Below are 17,530 nucleotides of genomic sequence, written 5' to 3'. Positions count from 1 at the left end.
GGGATGACGGCCCAGGATCGACCGCTCTCACGCGTCATGCCTCGCCCAGCCACTCCCGCCACGGCAGTGACACGTCGCCCAAGCCGATGAAATCGCCGTTGAGGATGCGTTCACGCTGGTTGTAGCGGAACGGGCGCCCCTGCGGGTCGAGCACCGCACCGCCCGCACCTTCGAGCACGCACTGGCCGGCGGCCGTGTCCCATTCGCTGGTCGGACCGAAGCGCGGGTACACATCGAGCGTGCCCTCGGCGAGCTTGCAGAACTTCAGCGACGAGCCGAGCCCGAGCGGCTGCGTCTCGCCCATGCGGTCGATGAACGCCTGCGTGCGGCCATCGCGATGCGAACGGCTTGCGGCCACGCGCAGCGGCGCGGTCGCCGGCGCGCGCACGCGCAGTGCGCTATCGCGCGAGCCCACGCGCAGGAACGCGCCGAACGCCGCGCCGCCGTGCCAGCACTCGCCCGTCACCGGCGCCTGCACGACGCCCCACACGGCCACGCCGTCGACGATCAACGCGATGTTCACCGTGAACTCGCCGTTGCGCTTGACGAACTCGCGCGTGCCGTCGAGCGGATCGACCAGCCACAGCCGCGACCACTGCCGGCGCATCGCAGTGGGCACCTCGTGTGCGGATTCCTCCGACAACACGGGGATGTCCGGCGTGATCCGCGCCAGTCCGTCGACGATGCAGCGGTGCGCGGCGAGGTCCGCCGCGGTCAGCGGCGAATCGTCGTCCTTGTGCTGCACGGCGAATTCGCTGTCGTAGATGCCCAGGATCGCGGCGGCGGCATCGTGCGCCAGCGCGATGACGTCCTCGCGCGTCGCGGCGTCGGGAAAGGCGGACGACATCATCGGGTTTGCATCCTCAGCCACTCGCGGGCGATGAACAGGGCGGCGATGCTGCGGCCTTCGGAGAAATCCTCGCGAAGGATCAGCTCGTGCAGCGCGTCGAGCTTCCACGGCACCACTTCCAGCTCTTCGGGCTCGTCGCCGGGCAGGCGTTCGGGGTACAGGTCGCGCGCGATCACCAGGTGCGCCTGGTGGCTCATGTACGTGGGCGCGAGCGTGAGCGCGCGCAGCACATGCACGTCGCGCGCGCCGTAGCCGGCTTCTTCCTTCAGCTCGCGGTCGGCCGCCTGCTCCGGCGTTTCGCCCGCGTCGATGCGACCCTTCACCAGCCCGAGTTCGTAGCGGTGCACGCCGGCGGCGTATTCGCGCACGAGCAGCACGGTGTCCTTATCGATCATCGGCACGACCACGACCGCGCCGTGTCCGCGCCCGTGCAGGCGCTCGTAGTGGCGGCGCTCGCCGTTGGCGAATTCCAGGTCGAGGCGCTCGAGCCGGTACGGCCCGGCGTCGTGTTCGGTGATGCGGTGGATCGTGGGCAGGCGACGCGACATGCGGGCTCCGGACAGGCCATCTCGCAGGCGCACGCGGCGGGCTGGAAGGTCCCGGCCGGTCGCGCGGCTAGAATGGCGGGATGCAGCGATTGGACGACATCATAGCGCGCAGCGACACGGCGGCCGCCTGGCGCGAGCGCGACCTGGCCGTGCTCTGGCATCCGTGCACGCAGATGCGCGAGCACCTCGATCCCGCCGGCACCCTGCCCCTGTTGCCCGTCGAACGCGGCGAAGGCGCGTGGCTGATCGGACGCGACGGGCGACGGTACCTGGACGCGATCAGCAGCTGGTGGACCAACCTGTTCGGCCACGCCGAGCCGCGCATCGCGGCGGCCATCGCGAAGCAGGCGACGACGCTGGAACACGTGATCCTCGCCGGCGTGTCGCACGCACCGGCGGTCGAACTCGCCGAGACGCTCCTGTCCATCGCACCGCGCGAAACCGGCCGCGAACCGCTGGCGAAGGTGTTCTACGCCGACAACGGCTCGGCCGGCGTCGAGGTCGCGCTGAAGATGGCGTTCCACTGGTTTCGCAATCGCGGGATCGAGGGCCGCACGAAGTTCATCGCGCTCGACAACGGGTACCACGGCGAAACGCTGGGCGCGCTCGCCGTCGGCGACATCCCGCTGTACCGGCGCGTATACGCTCCGCTGCTGACCGAAGCCATGTTCGCGCCCTCGCCCGATGCCTACCTGTGCGAGGACGGCGAAACGCCGGCGCAGCGAGCGCATCGCGCCGCGGACGCGCTCGCCGCGTTGCTCGAACGCCATGCGGGCGAAGTCTGCGCGCTGATCCTCGAACCGCGCGTGCAGTGCGCCGGCGGCATGCGCATGCACGATCCGGTCTACCTGAAGCGCGCACGCGAACTGTGCGACGCGCACGGCGTGTTCCTGGTCTGCGACGAGATCGCCGTCGGTTTCGGCCGCACCGGCACGCTGTTCGCCTCCGAGCAATCGGCCGCGCAACCCGACCTGCTTTGCCTGTCGAAGGGACTCACCGGCGGCGCGTTGCCGCTGGCGGCGGTGCTGGCGACGCAGACCATCTACGACGGCTTCCTCGACGACTCGCGCGAGAAGGCGTTCCTGCATTCGCACAGCTACACCGGCAATCCGCTCGCGTGCGCGGCGGCGCTGGCGTCGATGGCGATCTTCGCGCAGGACGACGTTCTCGCGCGCAATCGCGCCACGTCGGCGCGAATGGCCCGGCTCGCCAAGGATTTCGTCGATCACCCGCACGTCGCCGATGTGCGACAGGCCGGCATGATCGTCGCGTTCGAACTCACCAGGCACGGCGACAAGCGCACGCCGTTCGATGCATCGGCGCGCATCGGCCTTCGCGCGTACCGCGAAGCTTTGCGTCGGGGCGTGCTGCTGCGCCCGCTCGGCGACGTGCTGTACTGGATGCCGCCGTACTGCGTCGACGACGACGCCCTGCAACTGCTCGCCGACACCACGCGCGCGGCGATCGACCACGCCATCGAGGAAGCCGCATGCGCCTGACCCGCGTCCACGTCGACGAACCGCTGGCCGTCGGCCGCGAAGTCGCGCTGCCCGAAAGCGCCGCCGCGCACCTGGTGCGCGTGCTGCGCCTGGGCGTGGGCGACGCCTGCGTGCTGTTCAACGGCGACGGCCACGATTACGCGGCGCGCATCGTCGCCTCGACCAAGCGCGAATTGCGTGTGGCGATCGACTCGGCCGGCGCGGTATCGCGCGAATCGCCGCTGCGGCTGGTCCTGCTTCAGGGCGTCGCGCGCGGCGAGAAGATGGACCTGATCCTGCAGAAGGCCACTGAACTCGGCGCGCACGCGTTCCATCCGCTCTGGTCGCAGCGCAGCGAGGTGAAGCTCGACGAAGCGCGCACGGAGAAGCGGCTGGCGCACTGGCGCAGCGTCGTGTCGTCGGCCTGCGAGCAGAGCGGGCGCGCGTTCGTGCCCGACGTCACGGCGCCCGTGTCGCTGTCCTCGACGTTGTCCGCGCTGCCCGAGGGCGGCCTGCGCCTGATCCTGGACCCGTTCGGCGAAGTCTCCTTCGGCACGCTCCAGGTCGATACCGCGCAACCGGTCTTCCTCGCCATCGGCCCGGAAGGCGGCTGGTCGGACCTGGATCGCACGCAACTGCGTGCGGCGGGTTTCCACGGCCTGAAACTCGGTCCGCGCATCCTTCGCACCGAAACCGCGGGGCTGGCGGCGATTGCGGCGCTGCAGGCGAAGTTCGGGGATTTCGCCTGACTGTCACTTCCTTGCCGCGGCGCTCAGCGGAGCTGCATCGAAAGCAGCGCCATGAGCAAGGCGAAGAGGACGAACACGACGATGGCGACCATCGTCGCGTAGCGCGTCAGCAGCGACGTGTCCGGGTGATCCAGCATCGCCTCGAACGCTTCCGCATCCACCTGCAGAGTCGGCTCGTGTGAGGAGTCGTGCAGCACGCGGCGAGCATCGTCCGCTTGCTCGTTGATGCAGCAGAACAGCGCCCAGAAGCTTGGACTACGCCCGCCGCCCGGCGCGACGTGCGTCGGGATGCCCTTGCTCCTCAACAGCGCCCGGGTCGCGGACAGATCGCCCTTGTCATGGAACCGCATGATGAACTCCACCGGCTGGACTCCTGTCCCGTTCAGATCTTGAAGTAGATCTTCCGCGCATCCAGCACGCGCACCACGATCCACCACACGAGCACGAACGCGATCGCGTACGAAAGCGATGCGACGTACGGCCCGAAGCGGGGCGTGATCGGGCCGGCGAACGCATGCTGGTACAGCGGATCGAGCCCGCCGAAAGCGACCAGCGCGTAGAGCATGAACGCCGAGCCGGCGTAGGCGGCGATCGCATTGACGCCGAAGGCGCGACCCAGCGGCGGCCAGCCGCGCAGGTCGATGAGCGAATGGAAGATCGCGAGGATCCAGCACGCCAGCCCACCGGTCCACAGCACGTAGGACGGCGTCCACAGGTTCTTGTTCAACGGCTGCCCCATCGACCAGACCCACCCGGCGGCGATGGCGAGTGCGCCGGCGATGACCAGCGAACGACGGTCCCCACGGCGCAGCCAGTCGCCCGCTCGCAGACCGAACAGCGTCGTCGCCAACGCGCCGAGCGTGCTCACCAGGCCTTCCGGATCGTGGCCCCGTCCCGTCGCCGGATCGAGCTGGTACACGTGCACGCCGAGCAGCGCGTGGTCGATGCGGCTGGCGAGGTTCACGAACGGATCGAGCGTGCCGCCTGCCGCGAGCAGGGCGGCGTAGCCCACGAGCAACGCGCCGAACGCGATCCACTGCGTCCGCGGCCGCGTATACAGCGCGAGCACGCCGACGGCGGCGAAGCACAGGCCGATGCGTTGCAGCACGCCGAACACGCGGTAATGCGGCAGGTCGAACGCCCACAGCGCGCACAGGTGCAACAGCAGGCCGAGGCCAACGATGCGTGCGCCGCGGACCAGGACGGTCTTCGTCAGCGCGCGGAGGTCGTCGCCGCGTTCGACACGGGGCATCAGCGCCAGCGCGATCGACACGCCGACGATGAACAGGAACATCGGGAAGATCAGGTCGGTCGGCGTGAAGCCGTGCCACGCCGCGTGTCCGAGCGGCGCGTACACGTGGCCCCAATCGCCCGGGTTGTTGACCAGCAGCATCGCCGCCACGGTGAGGCCGCGCAGCGCGTCGACGGACGCGTAGCGCATCGCGCCTTTGCGCGGCGCGGTCGTCGTGTTTGCGTGATTGCGCCGTGCCGGGCCGACGCGCGTGGCGTCGCCCGGCACCGGGGCGCCGCTCAAGCGGCCTGCGCCTGCGCCAGCGCGATGCCGATCTGGTCTTCGATCGCGCCCAGGTCGGGCAGGAACGCGGCGTCTTCGTTGAGCAGCACGCGCGCCTGCACGCCGTTGGGCAGCGCGTTGTGGTCGTCGACGGTCATCAGCGTGTCGCGCGACACGGTGACCAGTCGCGGGAAGCCCTGCGTCAGCAGCGCGAAGTACGGCGTGCGTCGGCCTTCGACCGGCGAACTGCCGCCCAACGCGCGCAGCACGAGCACCTTGCTGCCCAGGCCGCCGCGTTCGTTCGCCAGGCCCGAGAAGCGCCCGAAGGCGATCAGCGGCAACTGCCAGCCGCGCCAGCGGATGCGGCCGAGCAGCCAGTCCGGTGCGCCGGCGACGGCGTCGGGTTCGGCGTAGGACAGCACCTCGGCGATGGTCGCATTGGGCAGCAGCAGGCGCCCGCCGGCGACCTGGATCAGCACGCCCCGGATGTCGTTCTCGGCGCCGGAAGGTTGGGCAGCGTAGTCGGTGGCCATCTCGTAATCCTCGTCGCTCAGCGCCAGCGTTCGGCCAGACGCGCCGACAGTTCGGCAGGTTGGCCCGACTGCGCGCCGCGCGCGATCAGCGCCGACGCTGCGACCGCATCGTAGCAGCCGTCGCCCGACTGGCCGGCGACCAGCGCGCCGGACGACGACAGTTTCAGGGCCGCATCGACCTGCGCCGGGTCGGCGCCGCTGAGCATCAGCACGGCGGAATCGCCTGCGGGGAGCGTGCCGAGCACGTCGCCACCGCCTTCGACGAAGCGCATGCCCGACTCGCTCACGGTGATCGAAATGTCGGCCGGCAGGATGTAGATCGTGCCGGCCATCGCGATCAGGCCCGGTTCGGCCAGACGCACCTGCAACGGCGTGGCGCGCTGCATCTGCGCGACGAGGCGGTCGTAACGGCCACCATCGAGGCGCTGCTGCACGAGCACGGGGCGCGGGAATTCTTCCGGCAGCCCGCCGAGCAGCTGGCGCACCGCGTCGGGGCCGCCGATGCCGGCGAGCACGAGGATCGCGCCCGGCAACTGCGTTACTGCACGTTCTTCGACCAGCTCCAGCGAGGAAATGCGGCGCTCGATGTCGCCCAGGTCGCGCTGGAACTTGTGGTTGGGGTCGTTCTCGCGCGAGACCGGCGCGGCGGTGGTCGCCTCGTCGGTGAACGACCAGTCCGGTGCGGACGGCGCGGCGACCTTCGGCGCGGCCGGGGCGGCAGCGCCCTCGCGGCTGGCTTCGAACATCAGCACCGGCGCAGCAGCGTGCGTTTCGCTCGCGGGAAGTTCCACGACCTCGACGGCCGAGGCCGCGAACTCGGGAGCATCGGACACAGTCGTGTCGAACGCGGGCGTTTCGAAGACGGGCGCCGCCGTGTCGGCGACTTCGTAATCGAAGCTCGATTCGAACGGCTCGATCACCAGCTCCGCGGAAAGCTCGATCGCATCGGCGGACACCATCGGCGCGTCGGCGGCGAAGGTCAGCTCGATGTCGGTCAGCCCCGGCGACGGCTCGGCCGTTCCGGCCAGGTCGAAATCCGCTTCCGCGGCGACCGGGTCGAACGGGCTGTAGCTGGCCTCGTGCGTGAACTGGACCTGCGGCGTGTCGTCGGTGAGCGCCAGCGTGCTTTCGGCGAACGATACGTGCTCGACGGCAGGCAGCTGTACGTCGGCCGGTTCGGACGGCGACACCGCTTCGATCGGCGCCAGCGAGAGCCCGCCCGGCGATGCGGCTTCGATCGGTGCGACTTCGAGCGGCGAGGCTTCAATCGGTGCGGCCACCGGCGCTTCGACGACCGGCGCGGCACGCGGCGCGTCCACGGCCGACACCGGGGCGGCCGGCGCCACCATTTCGACCGGGCGCGACGGGATCGCCGGCTCCGGCGGCTCCATGCCTTCGGGCTCGTGTCCGGGCGGCAGGACGTCGCCATGGCCGTGCAGCTTCGCGCCGAGGTGACGCGCCCAGCGCGCCAGGTCCCAGCCTTCGCGCGTGGCGGCCAGCGCGGCTTCTTCGTAGATCACTTCGACCGACGGATCGGCGAGCACGGGATCGAACTTCTCGATCACGTCCTCGGTGACCGGATCCAGCGCGACCACGATCACCTGCGGCGCGACCTGGCCCAGCGTTTCGAGCTGCAGCGTGGTCGGGTCGGCTTCCAGTACGACGTGGGCGCCTGCGTCGGACAGCGCCGAGCGCAGTCGTTCGCAGGCTGCGCCCGGTCGCGCCAGAAGGACCGCGCGACGGGAGGACTCACTCATTCCGCGTGGCCCCCGCGTCGATGCCGAGCAGGTCGTACACGTTGCGCATCAGCTCCGGCTCCTGGTACGGCTTGCCCAGGTAGCGCTCCACGCCGATCTCGAACGCGCGCTGGCGATGCTTGTCGCCGGTACGCGAGGTGATCATCACGATCGGCACGCCGCGCAGGCGCGCGTCGCCCTTCATCGCGGTGGCGAGTTCGTAGCCGTCCATGCGCGGCATTTCGATGTCCAGCAGCATCAGGTCGGGCACGCGCTCGACCATGCGCTCCAGCGCATCCACGCCGTCCTTCGCGGTGAGCACCTCGAAGTTGTGGCGCTCCAGCACGCGGCCGGTGACCTTGCGCATGGTGACCGAGTCGTCGACGACCATGACCAGCGGGACGCGGCGCGTTTCGACCGGCGCGACCGGTGCGACGACGTGGTCGCGCGGCAGCAGCGCCTGGCGACGCACGAGCGGTGCGACGTCGAGGATCACGACCACGCGGCCGTCGCCCATGATGGTCGCGCCGAAGATGCCCGGCACCGAAGCGACCTGCGGACCGACCGGCTTCACCACGATTTCGCGGTTGCCGACCACCTGGTCGACGCACACCGCGGCGCGCAGGTCGCCCGAGCGGATCAGCAGCAGCGGCATCTGCAGCGCGCCTTCGGCCTTGGCGGTGCCATGGCCGACCAGCGTGCCCAGGTCGTGCACCGCGTAGTCCTCGCCGCCGTAGCGGTAGGTCGCGTCGACCATGTCCAGGCGGTCCCGGGCGATGCGGCCCACGCCGCGCACCGAGGCGATCGGCACGGCGAAGGTCGTCTCGCCGATGCGCACGAACACGGCCTGCGTGACCGCCAGCGTCTGCGGCAGGCGCAGCGTGAAGGTGACGCCCTTGCCCGGCCTGGAGGCGATGTCGAGCGTGCCGCCGAGCTGGCGGACTTCGCTGGCGACCACGTCCATGCCCACGCCGCGGCCGGCCAGGCGGCTGACCGATTCGGCGGTGGAGAAGCCCGGTTCCAGGATGAGCGCGTCGATCGCGGCATCGGACAGCGTGGCGCCTTCCGGCACCAGCCCGCGCTCGAGGCCGCGACGCAGGATCGCCTCGCGGTTGAGGCCGGCGCCGTCGTCGCCGACTTCCAGCACGACTTCCGAACCTTCGCGGCGCACCGCGATGCGGATCGTGCCTTCGTCCGGCTTGCCGGCCTGCTTGCGCTTGTCCGGCGTTTCAAGACCATGCGCGACGGCGTTGCGGAGCATGTGCTCCAGCGGCGCGGTCATGCGCTCGAGCACGTTGCGGTCGAGTTCGCCCTGCGTGCCGTCGAGCTTGAGCGCGACGTGCTTGCCCAGTTCGCCCGAGGCCTGGCGCACGACGCGGCGCAGGCGTGGCAGCAGGCCGTCGAACGGCACCATGCGCGTGCGCATGAGGCCTTCCTGCAGCTCCGAGCTCACGCGCGACTGTTGCAGCAGCAGCGTTTCGTACTGGCGCGTCAGGTCGTCGAGCGTGGTCTGTAGGCTGACCTGGTCGGCCGCCGATTCGGCGAGTGCGCGCGAAAGCTGCTGGAGCGTGGAGAAGCGGTCCAGTTCCAGCGGATCGAAGGCCTGCTCGCCGTCGTCGCCTTCGCGCTGGTAGCGCGCCACGATCTGCGCTTCGGTTTCGATTTCCAGGCGACGCAGCTGGTCGCGCATACGCGTGTTCGTCGCCGCCATTTCGGCGATGGCGCCGCGGAACGCGCCCAGCTGCTGTTCCAGGCGCGCGCGGTAGATCGCGACTTCACCGGCGTAATTGACGAGGCGGTCGAGCAGGTCGGCGCGGATGCGCACCTGTTCCTGCGGCGCGCGCACGCCGATGTCGTCGTCGTCGGTCAGCGGCTGGTCGCTGATCGGCGCGGACAGCGGCTTGAGCTCGACGTGCGGCGTTTCCTCGTGCGCGACGACGGGCGTTGCAACGACCGGGGCCGCGGGCTTGGCCGGCGCGACAGGCCTGGCGGCCTGTGCGGCGGCAGCCAGGTCGCCCAGCGTCGTCTCGCCGCGCGAACGCGCGTCGAATTCGGCGATGAGCGCTTCCGGCATGGCGACCGCGCGGCGTTCGCCGACGCGGGTGACCATCGCGTGGAGGCGGTCGAAACCGCGCTCGAGCAGCGGCACGCCGTCGCGGCCGAGTTCGCAGCGGTTTTCCACCACGCCTTCGAGCAGCGATTCCATGGCGTGGCCGAGTTCGCCCACGGCCATGATGCCGGCCATGCGCGCGCCACCCTTGATGGTGTGCAGGTCGCGCTGCATGCCGACCAGCGTTTCGCGTTCCGTCGGCGCTTCGCGCAGTTGCGCGAGCAGGCCGTCGGAATGATCGAGCAGGTCGCTGGCTTCCTCGACGAAGATGTCGACCAGCTCCGGATCCAGTTCGCTCAGGTCCAGCGCTTCGTCCGGATCGTCGGCGCCGGCCAGCGCCTGGGCGATGAGCGCGGCCACGGCCGGTTCCTGCGCCTCGATGGACGGCACGGACGCGAAGTCGTGCGCCGGCTCGTCGGCGGGCGCCAGCGCGAAGGCGTCCTGCGCGAACTCCTCCACTTCCGGCAGCTCGTCGCGCAGATCGCCGATGGCGGGCGCGTCGACGAAGGCGTGACCGACGGCGCTGGCTTCCAGCGAGGCGGTTTCCAGCGAGGCCGCTTCCACGGCGGCGTGCTGTTCGCGCGTGATGCGTTCGGCCTCGGCGTACTCGGCTTCCAGGCGCGCGTACTCGGCTTCCTCGTCGGCGATGCGCGCCGCTTCCAGGCGCTCGGCTTCCAAGCGCTCGGTGGAGATGCGTTCGGCTTCGAGCAACTCCGCTTCGATGCGCTGCTGTTCGGCCAGCGCCGCGGCAGCCTGGCGCTCGGCCATGGCGGCTTCCACGGCAGCCTGGTGCGCGGTCTCGGCCGCCAGGCGCTCGGCGCGCTCTTCGGCGGCGCGGCCTTCCGCAGCACGTTCCGCTTCGGCCTGCTCCGCCGCGAGGCGTTCGGCGTCGGCCTGCTCTGCCGCGATGCGTTCGGCTTCCGCCTGCTCGGCGGCAAGACGCTCGGCCTGCGCACGTTCGGCTTCCACGCGCGCGGCGGCTTCGGCGGCGGCCTGTTCGGCAGCAACGTGCTCCGCTTCGATGCGCGCGGCTTCTTCCGCGGCGGCGCGTTCGATCTCGGCCTGTGCGGCCGCAGCCTGTTCGGCGGCGATGCGTTCGGCTTCGGCGGCTTCGGCGGCCAGCAGTTCGGCTTCGCGACGTTCCGCTTCGGCGCGCGCGTCTTCCTCGCGCTTGAGCAGCGCCATGCGCTCGGCTTCGCGCTGCTGTTCTTCCAGCGCGAAACGTTCCGCTTCCAGGCGTTCGACTTCGATGCGCTCGGCGTTGGCGCGTTCGATCGCCTCGCGTTCGGCCTCGATGCGGCGCGCTTCGGCCAACTCGGCCTCGATGCGCTGCGCGTGGTCCGGCTCGGACAGGTAATCCGGGCCGACGTTGGCGGCCAGATCGGTGAACTCGCTCAGGTCGATCGCGGTGAACGCGGGCTCGACCGGCTCGTGCGGCATCGGCTGGCGCGCGTCCGGCAGGCTGTCGCGCAGCGCGCGCATGCGCTCGGCAAGGCCGGCGAAGGTCGGGATGCGCGGCGCCGGCGTCTTCAGCGTCGCCAGCGTGCGGCGGATCGCGTCGGCGACCTCGCCCATCGCGGCCACGCCTTCGGCGCTGGCGGGCTGGCCCGAGGCCAGCAGGCGCTTGACGTACACCTCGGTCGGACCGGTGATCTCGGTGATCACCGGCACTTCGGTCATCGCGAAGGCGCCGTTGAGCGTGTGGAACGCGCGCTGCAGGCCGTCGTCGGCCGGGCGCGGCTGCGCGGCGGCGAGCCACTGCTCGATCGTCGCGAGGTGGCCGCTGACTTCGGCGTCGAGGATTTCCAGCAGCACCGAATCGACCGACGCCGGCACGCCCGGTTCGGGCTCCAGCACGGGTGCGATCTCGGCCGCCAGTTCCGGCTCGGCGATGTCGTCGAAGCTGATTTCCTCGACTTCGATCGTGCCGCCGTCCAGGCCGTCGAAGCTGACGGCTTCCAGCGTGATCTCTTCGGCCAGCGGCTCGAACACCGGTTCGACGACCGGCTCGATCGCTTCCACCACCGGCTCGACGACCGCTTCCACCTTCGGCGGCGCGGGCGTGTAGACGGTTTCGTCGCCTTCGGCGAGGCGATCGGCGTGGGATTCCATCGCCGACAGGTCGGCCGTGATGGCGCCTTCGTTGCGCAGCGCGGCGTGCAGCTGCGGCAGCGTGGCATAGGCGTGGCCGACCAGTCCGATCACCGCCGGGCTCGCCGGGCGGGTGCCGTCGAGCACGCGGTTGAGCAGGTTTTCGATCTTCCAGCTGAACTCGCCCAGCGTCTTCGCGCCGACGAGGCGGCCCGAACCCTTCAGCGTGTGGAACACGCGACGGATCGGACGCAGGCGCTCGCTGTCTTCCGGCAGCGCGTGCCATTCCGGCAGCAGGTCGCCGAGGTGACGGATTTCCTCGTCGAGCTCTTCGAGGAAGACCTCGCGGATCTCGTCGTCGATGTCGTCGCTGTGTTCGAAACCGCCCGCGGCGATCTGCTGCGGCGTGCTCGCGACGGGCGCAGGCGTCGGCGCGGCCGGCGCGGATGCGGCGACCTGCGCGACCGGGACTTCGGCGGCCAGCGTCGGCGACGGCGCCAGTGCGTTGGCGTCGAACGCCGGTGCGGTCGGCGTGCCGAGCGTGATCTCGTCGGTGAGTTCGAAATCCGGAACGCGCGCCAGGTCTTCGCGGCTGATCGGCGAGGACGGCGCCATCGTCGCGGCGATGTCGAATTCCGGCAGCGGCCAGTAGCGCAGCGTTTCCAGGCTCTGGCGCGTGATGTCGAGGATGTGGTTGCGGTTCGGGCGCTGCTCGCGCAGCGCTTCGAGGTAGTACTCCAGGCTGGCGAGCGCGTCGGCGAGCGTGTCCAGCTGCTGGCCGTTGGGCACGCGCTTGCGGCCGATCAGCTCGACCTCGGTGTAGCGCTTCACGCCGGTGAGGTAATCGGCCGGCTGCGGCAGTTCGAGCATGCGCAGCGCGCCGGCGACTTCGTCCAGCACGCGCGGGACTTCGGCCAGTTCGGCGTGGTCCCAGTTGGTTTCCACGAACGCGACGAATGCCTGGCGCGCATCGCCGAAGTTGGCGATGGCCTCGCGCACGAGCACGTCGAGCACCTTGCGCGCCTCGCCGGCGAGCAGGTCGTCTTCGGCGCCGGCGTCGGGCAGGCCCAGGCGCGAGACCTGGTCGTCCAGCGACGCGTCGACGTAGAGCAGCGCGCCGGCGACATCGAGCAGCGCGCCTTCGTCGGCCGGACGCTTGCCGGAGACGATCTCGTGCATCGCGTCGCGCTGCTGCAACACGACAGTGCGGGCGACGCCCAGGCCCATCATGCCGAGCGTGTCGCTGACGCGACCAAGCGCTTCCACCTGCGGCTTGAGTTCGGCGACGTCGGTCTGGCCGGTGCGCAGGTGCAGGTCGAGCGCGTCCTTGACGCGCAGCAGGTCTTCCTTGATCGCCGCGGCGACGGTGTCCAGCAGCGCGCGGTTGCGACCGGACAACGAGCCGCGGGCGTGTTCGAGTTCGGACTCGCTGGGCAGGTGCGCGGCGAGTTCGAAGGTGTGGCGCAGGTCGTCCAGCGCCGGATGGCGGCCATCGCTGTGGGCGACGTGGTAGAGCAGCTGGCGGGTCGGTTCGGCGGCCGGTTCGGAGCGGTGCGCGCCGAAACCGTCGTCGGCGAGCATCAGGCGCGCTTCGCGCTCGACGCCACCGAAGGCCTGGCGCAGCGCGCGCGTGGCCGGCAGCGCGCCGTCGCGCAGGGCGCCAGCAACGGACGATGCGACCCAGAGCATGCGGCGCACGGGTTCGAGCACGACTTCGCCGAGCAGGCCGTCGATCGCGCTGGAGAGTTTTTCGGGCTGCGCCGGATTGCCTTCTTCCGGCCAGTTCGCCAGCGCGTCGCGCAGGGCGGCCAGGTGCGGCGACGTCGCGCCGCGCGTCGGCGCGGCCACGGGCACCGCGCTGGGCAGGTTGGCCGGCAGCGGACGGTCGAGGTCCGGCGCGAACAACACGCTTTCGTTGAGGCCCGCCTCGCCGCGCGTGGCGCGCAGTTCGTTGAGCAGCGGCAGCAGCACGATCGGAATGTCGCGATGGCCGCCCTGCAGGCGTTCCAGGTAATCGGGCAGCAGGACGACGCCGCGCATCAGCGCCGCGCAGGCTTCGTCGCGATCGGCGACCTTGCCCTGCTGCAGCGCCAGCGCCAGGCGCTCCATTTCCTCGGCGACCATCGCCGGCGCGTACAGCTCGACCATGCGCAGCGTGCCGTGCACCTGGTGCAGCTGTTCGGCGCACAGGCGCATGCGGCTGGCGTCGGCCGGATTCTCGGCGTACGCCTCGATCTCCTGCTGGGCCAGGCGCAGGGTCTCGTCCAGCTCGGGCTTGATCCAGCCCAGCGTGGTCGTGTCGATGGCCTCACGCATGACGGTCATCGTCCGGCCCCCATGAGGGCGAGGCGGCCCCGCTTACGGTGGCCGGTGATCAACATTTTCATGGACCCTGCGTCCCTGCTCAGGCCGGCAGCTTGAAGTCGGCGACCGAGCGGCGCAGGTCGGCGGCCAGTTGCGCCAGGTTTCCAATCGATGCGGCCGTCTGGTTCGCACCCTGCGAGGTCTGCGCCGTAATCGACTGGATGGTGTTCATCGTCGCGGTGATGTTCGATGCCGCGCTGGACTGCTGCTGCGCCGCGCTGGAAATGCCCTGAATGAGGTTGGACAAGTCGGACGACACCTTTTCGATCTCGCCCAGCGCCGTACCCGCGTCCTCGGCCAGTCGCGCACCGGCGACCACTTCCGAGGTCGTCTGTTCCATCGAGGACACCGCTTCGTTGGTGTCGGACTGAATCGTCTGCACCAGCGTTTCGATTCGCTTGGTCGCGTTCGATGCGCGTTCTGCGAGTCGCTGCACTTCGTCCGCCACGACCGCGAAGCCGCGGCCCGCTTCACCCGCCGAGGCCGCCTGGATCGCGGCGTTCAGCGCGAGGATGTTCGTCTGTTCCGAGATGTCGTTGATCAGTTCAACGATCGAGCCGATTTCCTGCGACGACTCGCCCAGTCGCTTGATTCGCTTCGAGGTTTCCTGGATCTGGTCGCGGATGCTGTCCATGCCGGCGATCGTCTGGCGCACGACGCCCGCGCCCTTGGTCGCGATCTGCACAGAGCGCTGCGCCACGTCCGCCGATTCGGCCGAGTTGCGCGACACCTGGTTGATCGACGCCGCGATTTCGCTGATACGGCTGGAAGCGGAGTTGATTTCCTGCGCCTGGTGTTCGGCGGCCTCGGCCAGGTGCATGGCGGTGGCCTGCGTTTCCTGCGCGCTGGCGGCGACCTGCACCGAGGTGTCGGTAATGGTCTGCACCAGGCTGCGCAGCTGTTCGACGGCGAAGTTGATCGAGTCCGCGATCGCGCCGGTCATGTCCTCGGTCACGGTCGCCTTCACGGTCAGGTCGCCTTCTGCGAGCGAACCCATTTCGTCCAGCAGGCGCATGATCGCCTCCTGGTTGCGGTCGTTGAGTTCCTTCGTGGTCAGGTAGCGCTTCTTCTGCTGGCTGTTCAGCGACACGACCAGGAAGACGATCGCGAACAGCGCGATCAAGCCGGAGACGATGGACACCAGGATGTGGCCGATCGGGTTGGTGCTGCGCACCGAACCGAACGAGGTGAAGGCGCGGAACAGCGCCTGGCTGTCGGTCAGCAGCTTGTTGGAGCCGCCGGTGATCGACTCGGCCGCGGCCTGCGCGGCGAACAGGTTCTGCGAAGAGGACAGGATCGCGTCCAGGTCCTTCTTCATTTCCTGCCAGAGCGTCTCGGCCTGGCTGAGCGCGGTGATCGCGTTCTGGTTGCCCAGCGGAGTTACGCCGAACGCGGCGTCGCCCTTGCGCAGGCCCGTGAGCACGTTGCCGAACACCGCCGCGTCGCGGCCCAGCGCTTCACCGGCGAGCGCGGCGCCGCTGCCGCCGGCGCGGATCTGCGTGATGCGCTCGGCCATCTTGCCCGACAGCACCACCTGGCGAAGGGCGATGTAGACCTGCGAGGACGGCGAACCGGACGCCGACATCGCGCGGACCAGCTCGTCCAGGCGCGCCTGCAGCTGCGGCACGCGGCTGGAGAAGCTGTCAGCGTTACCGGCGAGCGCCAGCACGGCCTTTTCGGAGGCGACCACCTGGTCGGCGCTCTTGCCCAGCGGCGCCCAGGTGTTGGTGACGGTCTGGATCGGGCCGGACACGCCCGCGGTCCCGCCGAAGTTGGCGTTGAGCTGCTCGACGTCCTGCACGATCGCCGAGCGCGTTTCCTTGAACGCGGCGAACGCGGAGGCGTCGCCGCTCACGGCTTCCTGGCCCTGCACGGCGAGCTTCTGCGAGTTCACCTGGAGGTCCGAAGCCGACGAGCTGGCACCGCCCAGTCGCGCGGCCTTCCACGTTGCGTAGCCTGTGTTCAGGCCGAAGATGAGCACCGAGACGCCCAGCACGATCAGCCAGGTGTTGACGCCAAGATTGCGGCCCTTGCCGGCAGCGCTATCCATAACAGTGCTCATGGTTGAACCTCAACGTTGCTGATGCGGTGCGGCATGTCGGATGCCGCCTGGCGGAATTCGGGCGTGCGGGCCAGCCTGTCCAGGCTGAAGATGCCCCACGTGTGTGCATCGAGCCGGTAACCGCGCTCGACGAAGTTGGCGTAACGGCCCTGGGTCAGCGCGACGACGGCTTCGTCGTCGACCTGCTCGGGCGAAAGTTCGATGCGGTGCTGCTCGTGGAAGCTGCGCTGGCCGTAGAGCTCGTCGATCAGCACCGCCACGTCGCCGCCGGGCTGGCGGACGAGCAGGATGCGCTGGCTCTCGTGCAGGACCGTGCGCTCGCCTTCCAGGAACTGCTTGAGGTCGACGATGGGGAGCAGGTTGCCGCGCACGTTGGCCAGGCCCAGCAGCCAGGGCTGTGCGCCCGGCACCTGGGTGACCTGCGGCAGCGGCAGGATTTCCAGCACTTCGCCGAAACCCGAAGCGAGGCGGCGCGCGCCGATGCGATAGCCCACGCCGCGCCACAGGCCCGGCGCGTCGAGCTGTTCGGGCAGGCCGACCACGTGCGCCAGGCTGCGGCGCTCGTAGTCCACCAGCACGTCGAAGGGCGACTGCAGCATCGCGTCCCGCCTCAGGCGCCCAGCAGGGCGTTGATGCGGGCGATCAGTTCGTCCTCGCGCGGCGGCTTGACGATGTAGTCGCGCGCGCCCTGGCGCATGCCCCACGCCTTGTCGGTGTCCATGCCCTTGGTGCTGACGATCAGCACCGGGATGGCGCTGGTGTCCACGTCGCGCGACAGCGCGCGCGTGGCCTGGAAGCCGTTCATGCCCGGAAGCACGACGTCCATCATCACCAGGTCCGGCTTCTCGCGCTTGCAGGTCTCGATGCCGTCCTCGGCATTGCCCGAGGCCAGCACCTGGTGTCCGTTGCGCTCCAGGAGCTGGGTCAGGACCGCCGTGTCGGTCGGCGAATCCTCGATCAGAAGAATACGTGCCATTGGTGCCCTACCCCCCGGTCAGGCGTTTACGTGCGTGCGGATCGCGTCGAGCAGTTCTTCGCGTGTGAATGGTTTGGTGAGGTACTGCTCGGAGCCGACGATGCGACCGCGCGCCTTGTCGAACAGGCCGTCCTTGGACGACAGCATGATGACCGGAGTGCCTTTGAACAGATGGTTGTTCTTGATCAACGCACAGGTTTGGTACCCATCCAGCCGCGGCATCATGATGTCCACGAAGATGATCTGCGGCTGTTGATCGGCGATCTTCGCCAGCGCTTCGAAGCCGTCGGTGGCGGTCACCACCTCGCAGCCCTCGCGCTTTAGCAACGTCTCGGCGGTTCGGCGGATCGTCTTCGAGTCATCGATGACCATGACCTTGAGACCGCCGAGGCTGCCGTTGCGGACCTCGTCTAGCATTTTCGAATTCCCCCATGCGAATGCCGCCGTGTGCAGGCACTTCGCCAGTCGCCTTTATTCCAAGCCGCGCCGAAAGTGTCAAGCAGCGGTTCACGTGAATGCC

General features: G+C 69.7%; 13 protein-coding genes. 2 read left to right on the top strand and 11 right to left on the bottom strand.

The genetic code is table 11. The features are described 5' to 3' along the window. Positions 1 to 34 precede the first annotated feature (34 nt). On the bottom strand, positions 35 to 850 hold the full coding sequence (gene cysQ / locus LA521A_RS04260; RefSeq protein ID WP_425494564.1) for a 3'(2'),5'-bisphosphate nucleotidase CysQ: 816 nt from the start codon (positions 848 to 850) through the stop codon (positions 35 to 37). Further along, positions 847 to 1,398: an ADP compounds hydrolase NudE gene (gene nudE / locus LA521A_RS04255; protein ID WP_281781120.1), complete on the bottom strand. Its 552-nt coding sequence runs from the start codon at positions 1,396 to 1,398 to the stop codon at positions 847 to 849. Before nudE ends, cysQ begins: the two co-directional genes overlap by 4 nt. A gap of 173 nt (positions 1,399 to 1,571) precedes the next feature. Here nudE and bioA point away from each other — a divergent pair, with 173 nt between their 5' ends. Together bioA and LA521A_RS04245 are read left to right on the top strand one after the other, a co-directional pair. After that, positions 1,572 to 2,897 carry an adenosylmethionine--8-amino-7-oxononanoate transaminase gene (gene bioA / locus LA521A_RS04250; RefSeq protein ID WP_281782011.1) on the top strand — a complete coding sequence of 442 codons (1,326 nt, stop codon included), beginning with the start codon at positions 1,572 to 1,574 and terminating at the stop codon, positions 2,895 to 2,897. Then, positions 2,888 to 3,625: a 16S rRNA (uracil(1498)-N(3))-methyltransferase gene (locus LA521A_RS04245; RefSeq protein ID WP_281781119.1), complete on the top strand. Its 738-nt coding sequence runs from the start codon at positions 2,888 to 2,890 to the stop codon at positions 3,623 to 3,625. The genes bioA and LA521A_RS04245 overlap by 10 nt, the downstream gene beginning before the upstream one ends. Positions 3,626 to 3,648: 23 nt before the next feature. On the opposite strand, the gene LA521A_RS04240 is transcribed toward LA521A_RS04245, so the two are convergent. The 9 genes from LA521A_RS04240 to pilG form a co-directional block, all read right to left on the bottom strand. Beyond that, positions 3,649 to 3,987: a hypothetical protein gene (locus tag LA521A_RS04240; RefSeq protein WP_281781118.1), complete on the bottom strand. Its 339-nt coding sequence runs from the start codon at positions 3,985 to 3,987 to the stop codon at positions 3,649 to 3,651. A gap of 20 nt (positions 3,988 to 4,007) precedes the next feature. Continuing rightward, positions 4,008 to 5,066 (bottom strand): acyltransferase family protein, encoded by a 1,059-nt coding sequence (locus tag LA521A_RS04235; protein WP_281782010.1) that lies wholly within the window; start codon positions 5,064 to 5,066, stop codon positions 4,008 to 4,010. An 89-nt stretch (positions 5,067 to 5,155) separates the two neighbouring features. Beyond that, the gene (locus LA521A_RS04230) at positions 5,156 to 5,671 is read right to left on the bottom strand and encodes a chemotaxis protein CheW (protein ID WP_281781117.1); all 516 of its coding nucleotides are present in this window, start codon (positions 5,669 to 5,671) and stop codon (positions 5,156 to 5,158) included. A 17-nt stretch (positions 5,672 to 5,688) separates the two neighbouring features. After that, entirely contained in the window at positions 5,689 to 7,428 is a 1,740-nt protein-coding gene (locus LA521A_RS04225; protein WP_281781116.1) for a chemotaxis protein CheB, read from the bottom strand. After that, positions 7,421 to 13,933: an Hpt domain-containing protein gene (locus tag LA521A_RS04220; protein WP_343226709.1), complete on the bottom strand. Its 6,513-nt coding sequence runs from the start codon at positions 13,931 to 13,933 to the stop codon at positions 7,421 to 7,423. Before LA521A_RS04220 ends, LA521A_RS04225 begins: the two co-directional genes overlap by 8 nt. 79 nt (positions 13,934 to 14,012) lie before the next feature. Then, positions 14,013 to 16,034, bottom strand: a complete 2,022-nt coding sequence (locus tag LA521A_RS04215; protein ID WP_281781114.1) for a methyl-accepting chemotaxis protein — start codon at positions 16,032 to 16,034, stop codon at positions 14,013 to 14,015. After that, positions 16,031 to 16,630 (bottom strand): chemotaxis protein CheW, encoded by a 600-nt coding sequence (locus LA521A_RS04210; RefSeq protein WP_281782009.1) that lies wholly within the window; start codon positions 16,628 to 16,630, stop codon positions 16,031 to 16,033. Before LA521A_RS04210 ends, LA521A_RS04215 begins: the two co-directional genes overlap by 4 nt. A 14-nt stretch (positions 16,631 to 16,644) precedes the next feature. After that, positions 16,645 to 17,010 (bottom strand): response regulator transcription factor, encoded by a 366-nt coding sequence (locus tag LA521A_RS04205; RefSeq protein WP_281781113.1) that lies wholly within the window; start codon positions 17,008 to 17,010, stop codon positions 16,645 to 16,647. 18 nt (positions 17,011 to 17,028) lie between these two features. Beyond that, entirely contained in the window at positions 17,029 to 17,427 is a 399-nt protein-coding gene (gene pilG, locus LA521A_RS04200) for a twitching motility response regulator PilG (RefSeq protein ID WP_115843698.1), read from the bottom strand. Positions 17,428 to 17,530: the final 103 nt, after the last annotated feature.

Source organism: Lysobacter auxotrophicus (assembly GCF_027924565.1).
GTDB lineage: Bacteria > Pseudomonadota > Gammaproteobacteria > Xanthomonadales > Xanthomonadaceae > Lysobacter_J > Lysobacter_J auxotrophicus.
Note: the sequence above shows the minus strand (reverse complement) of the source record. Positions and strands in the feature narration are given on the sequence as shown.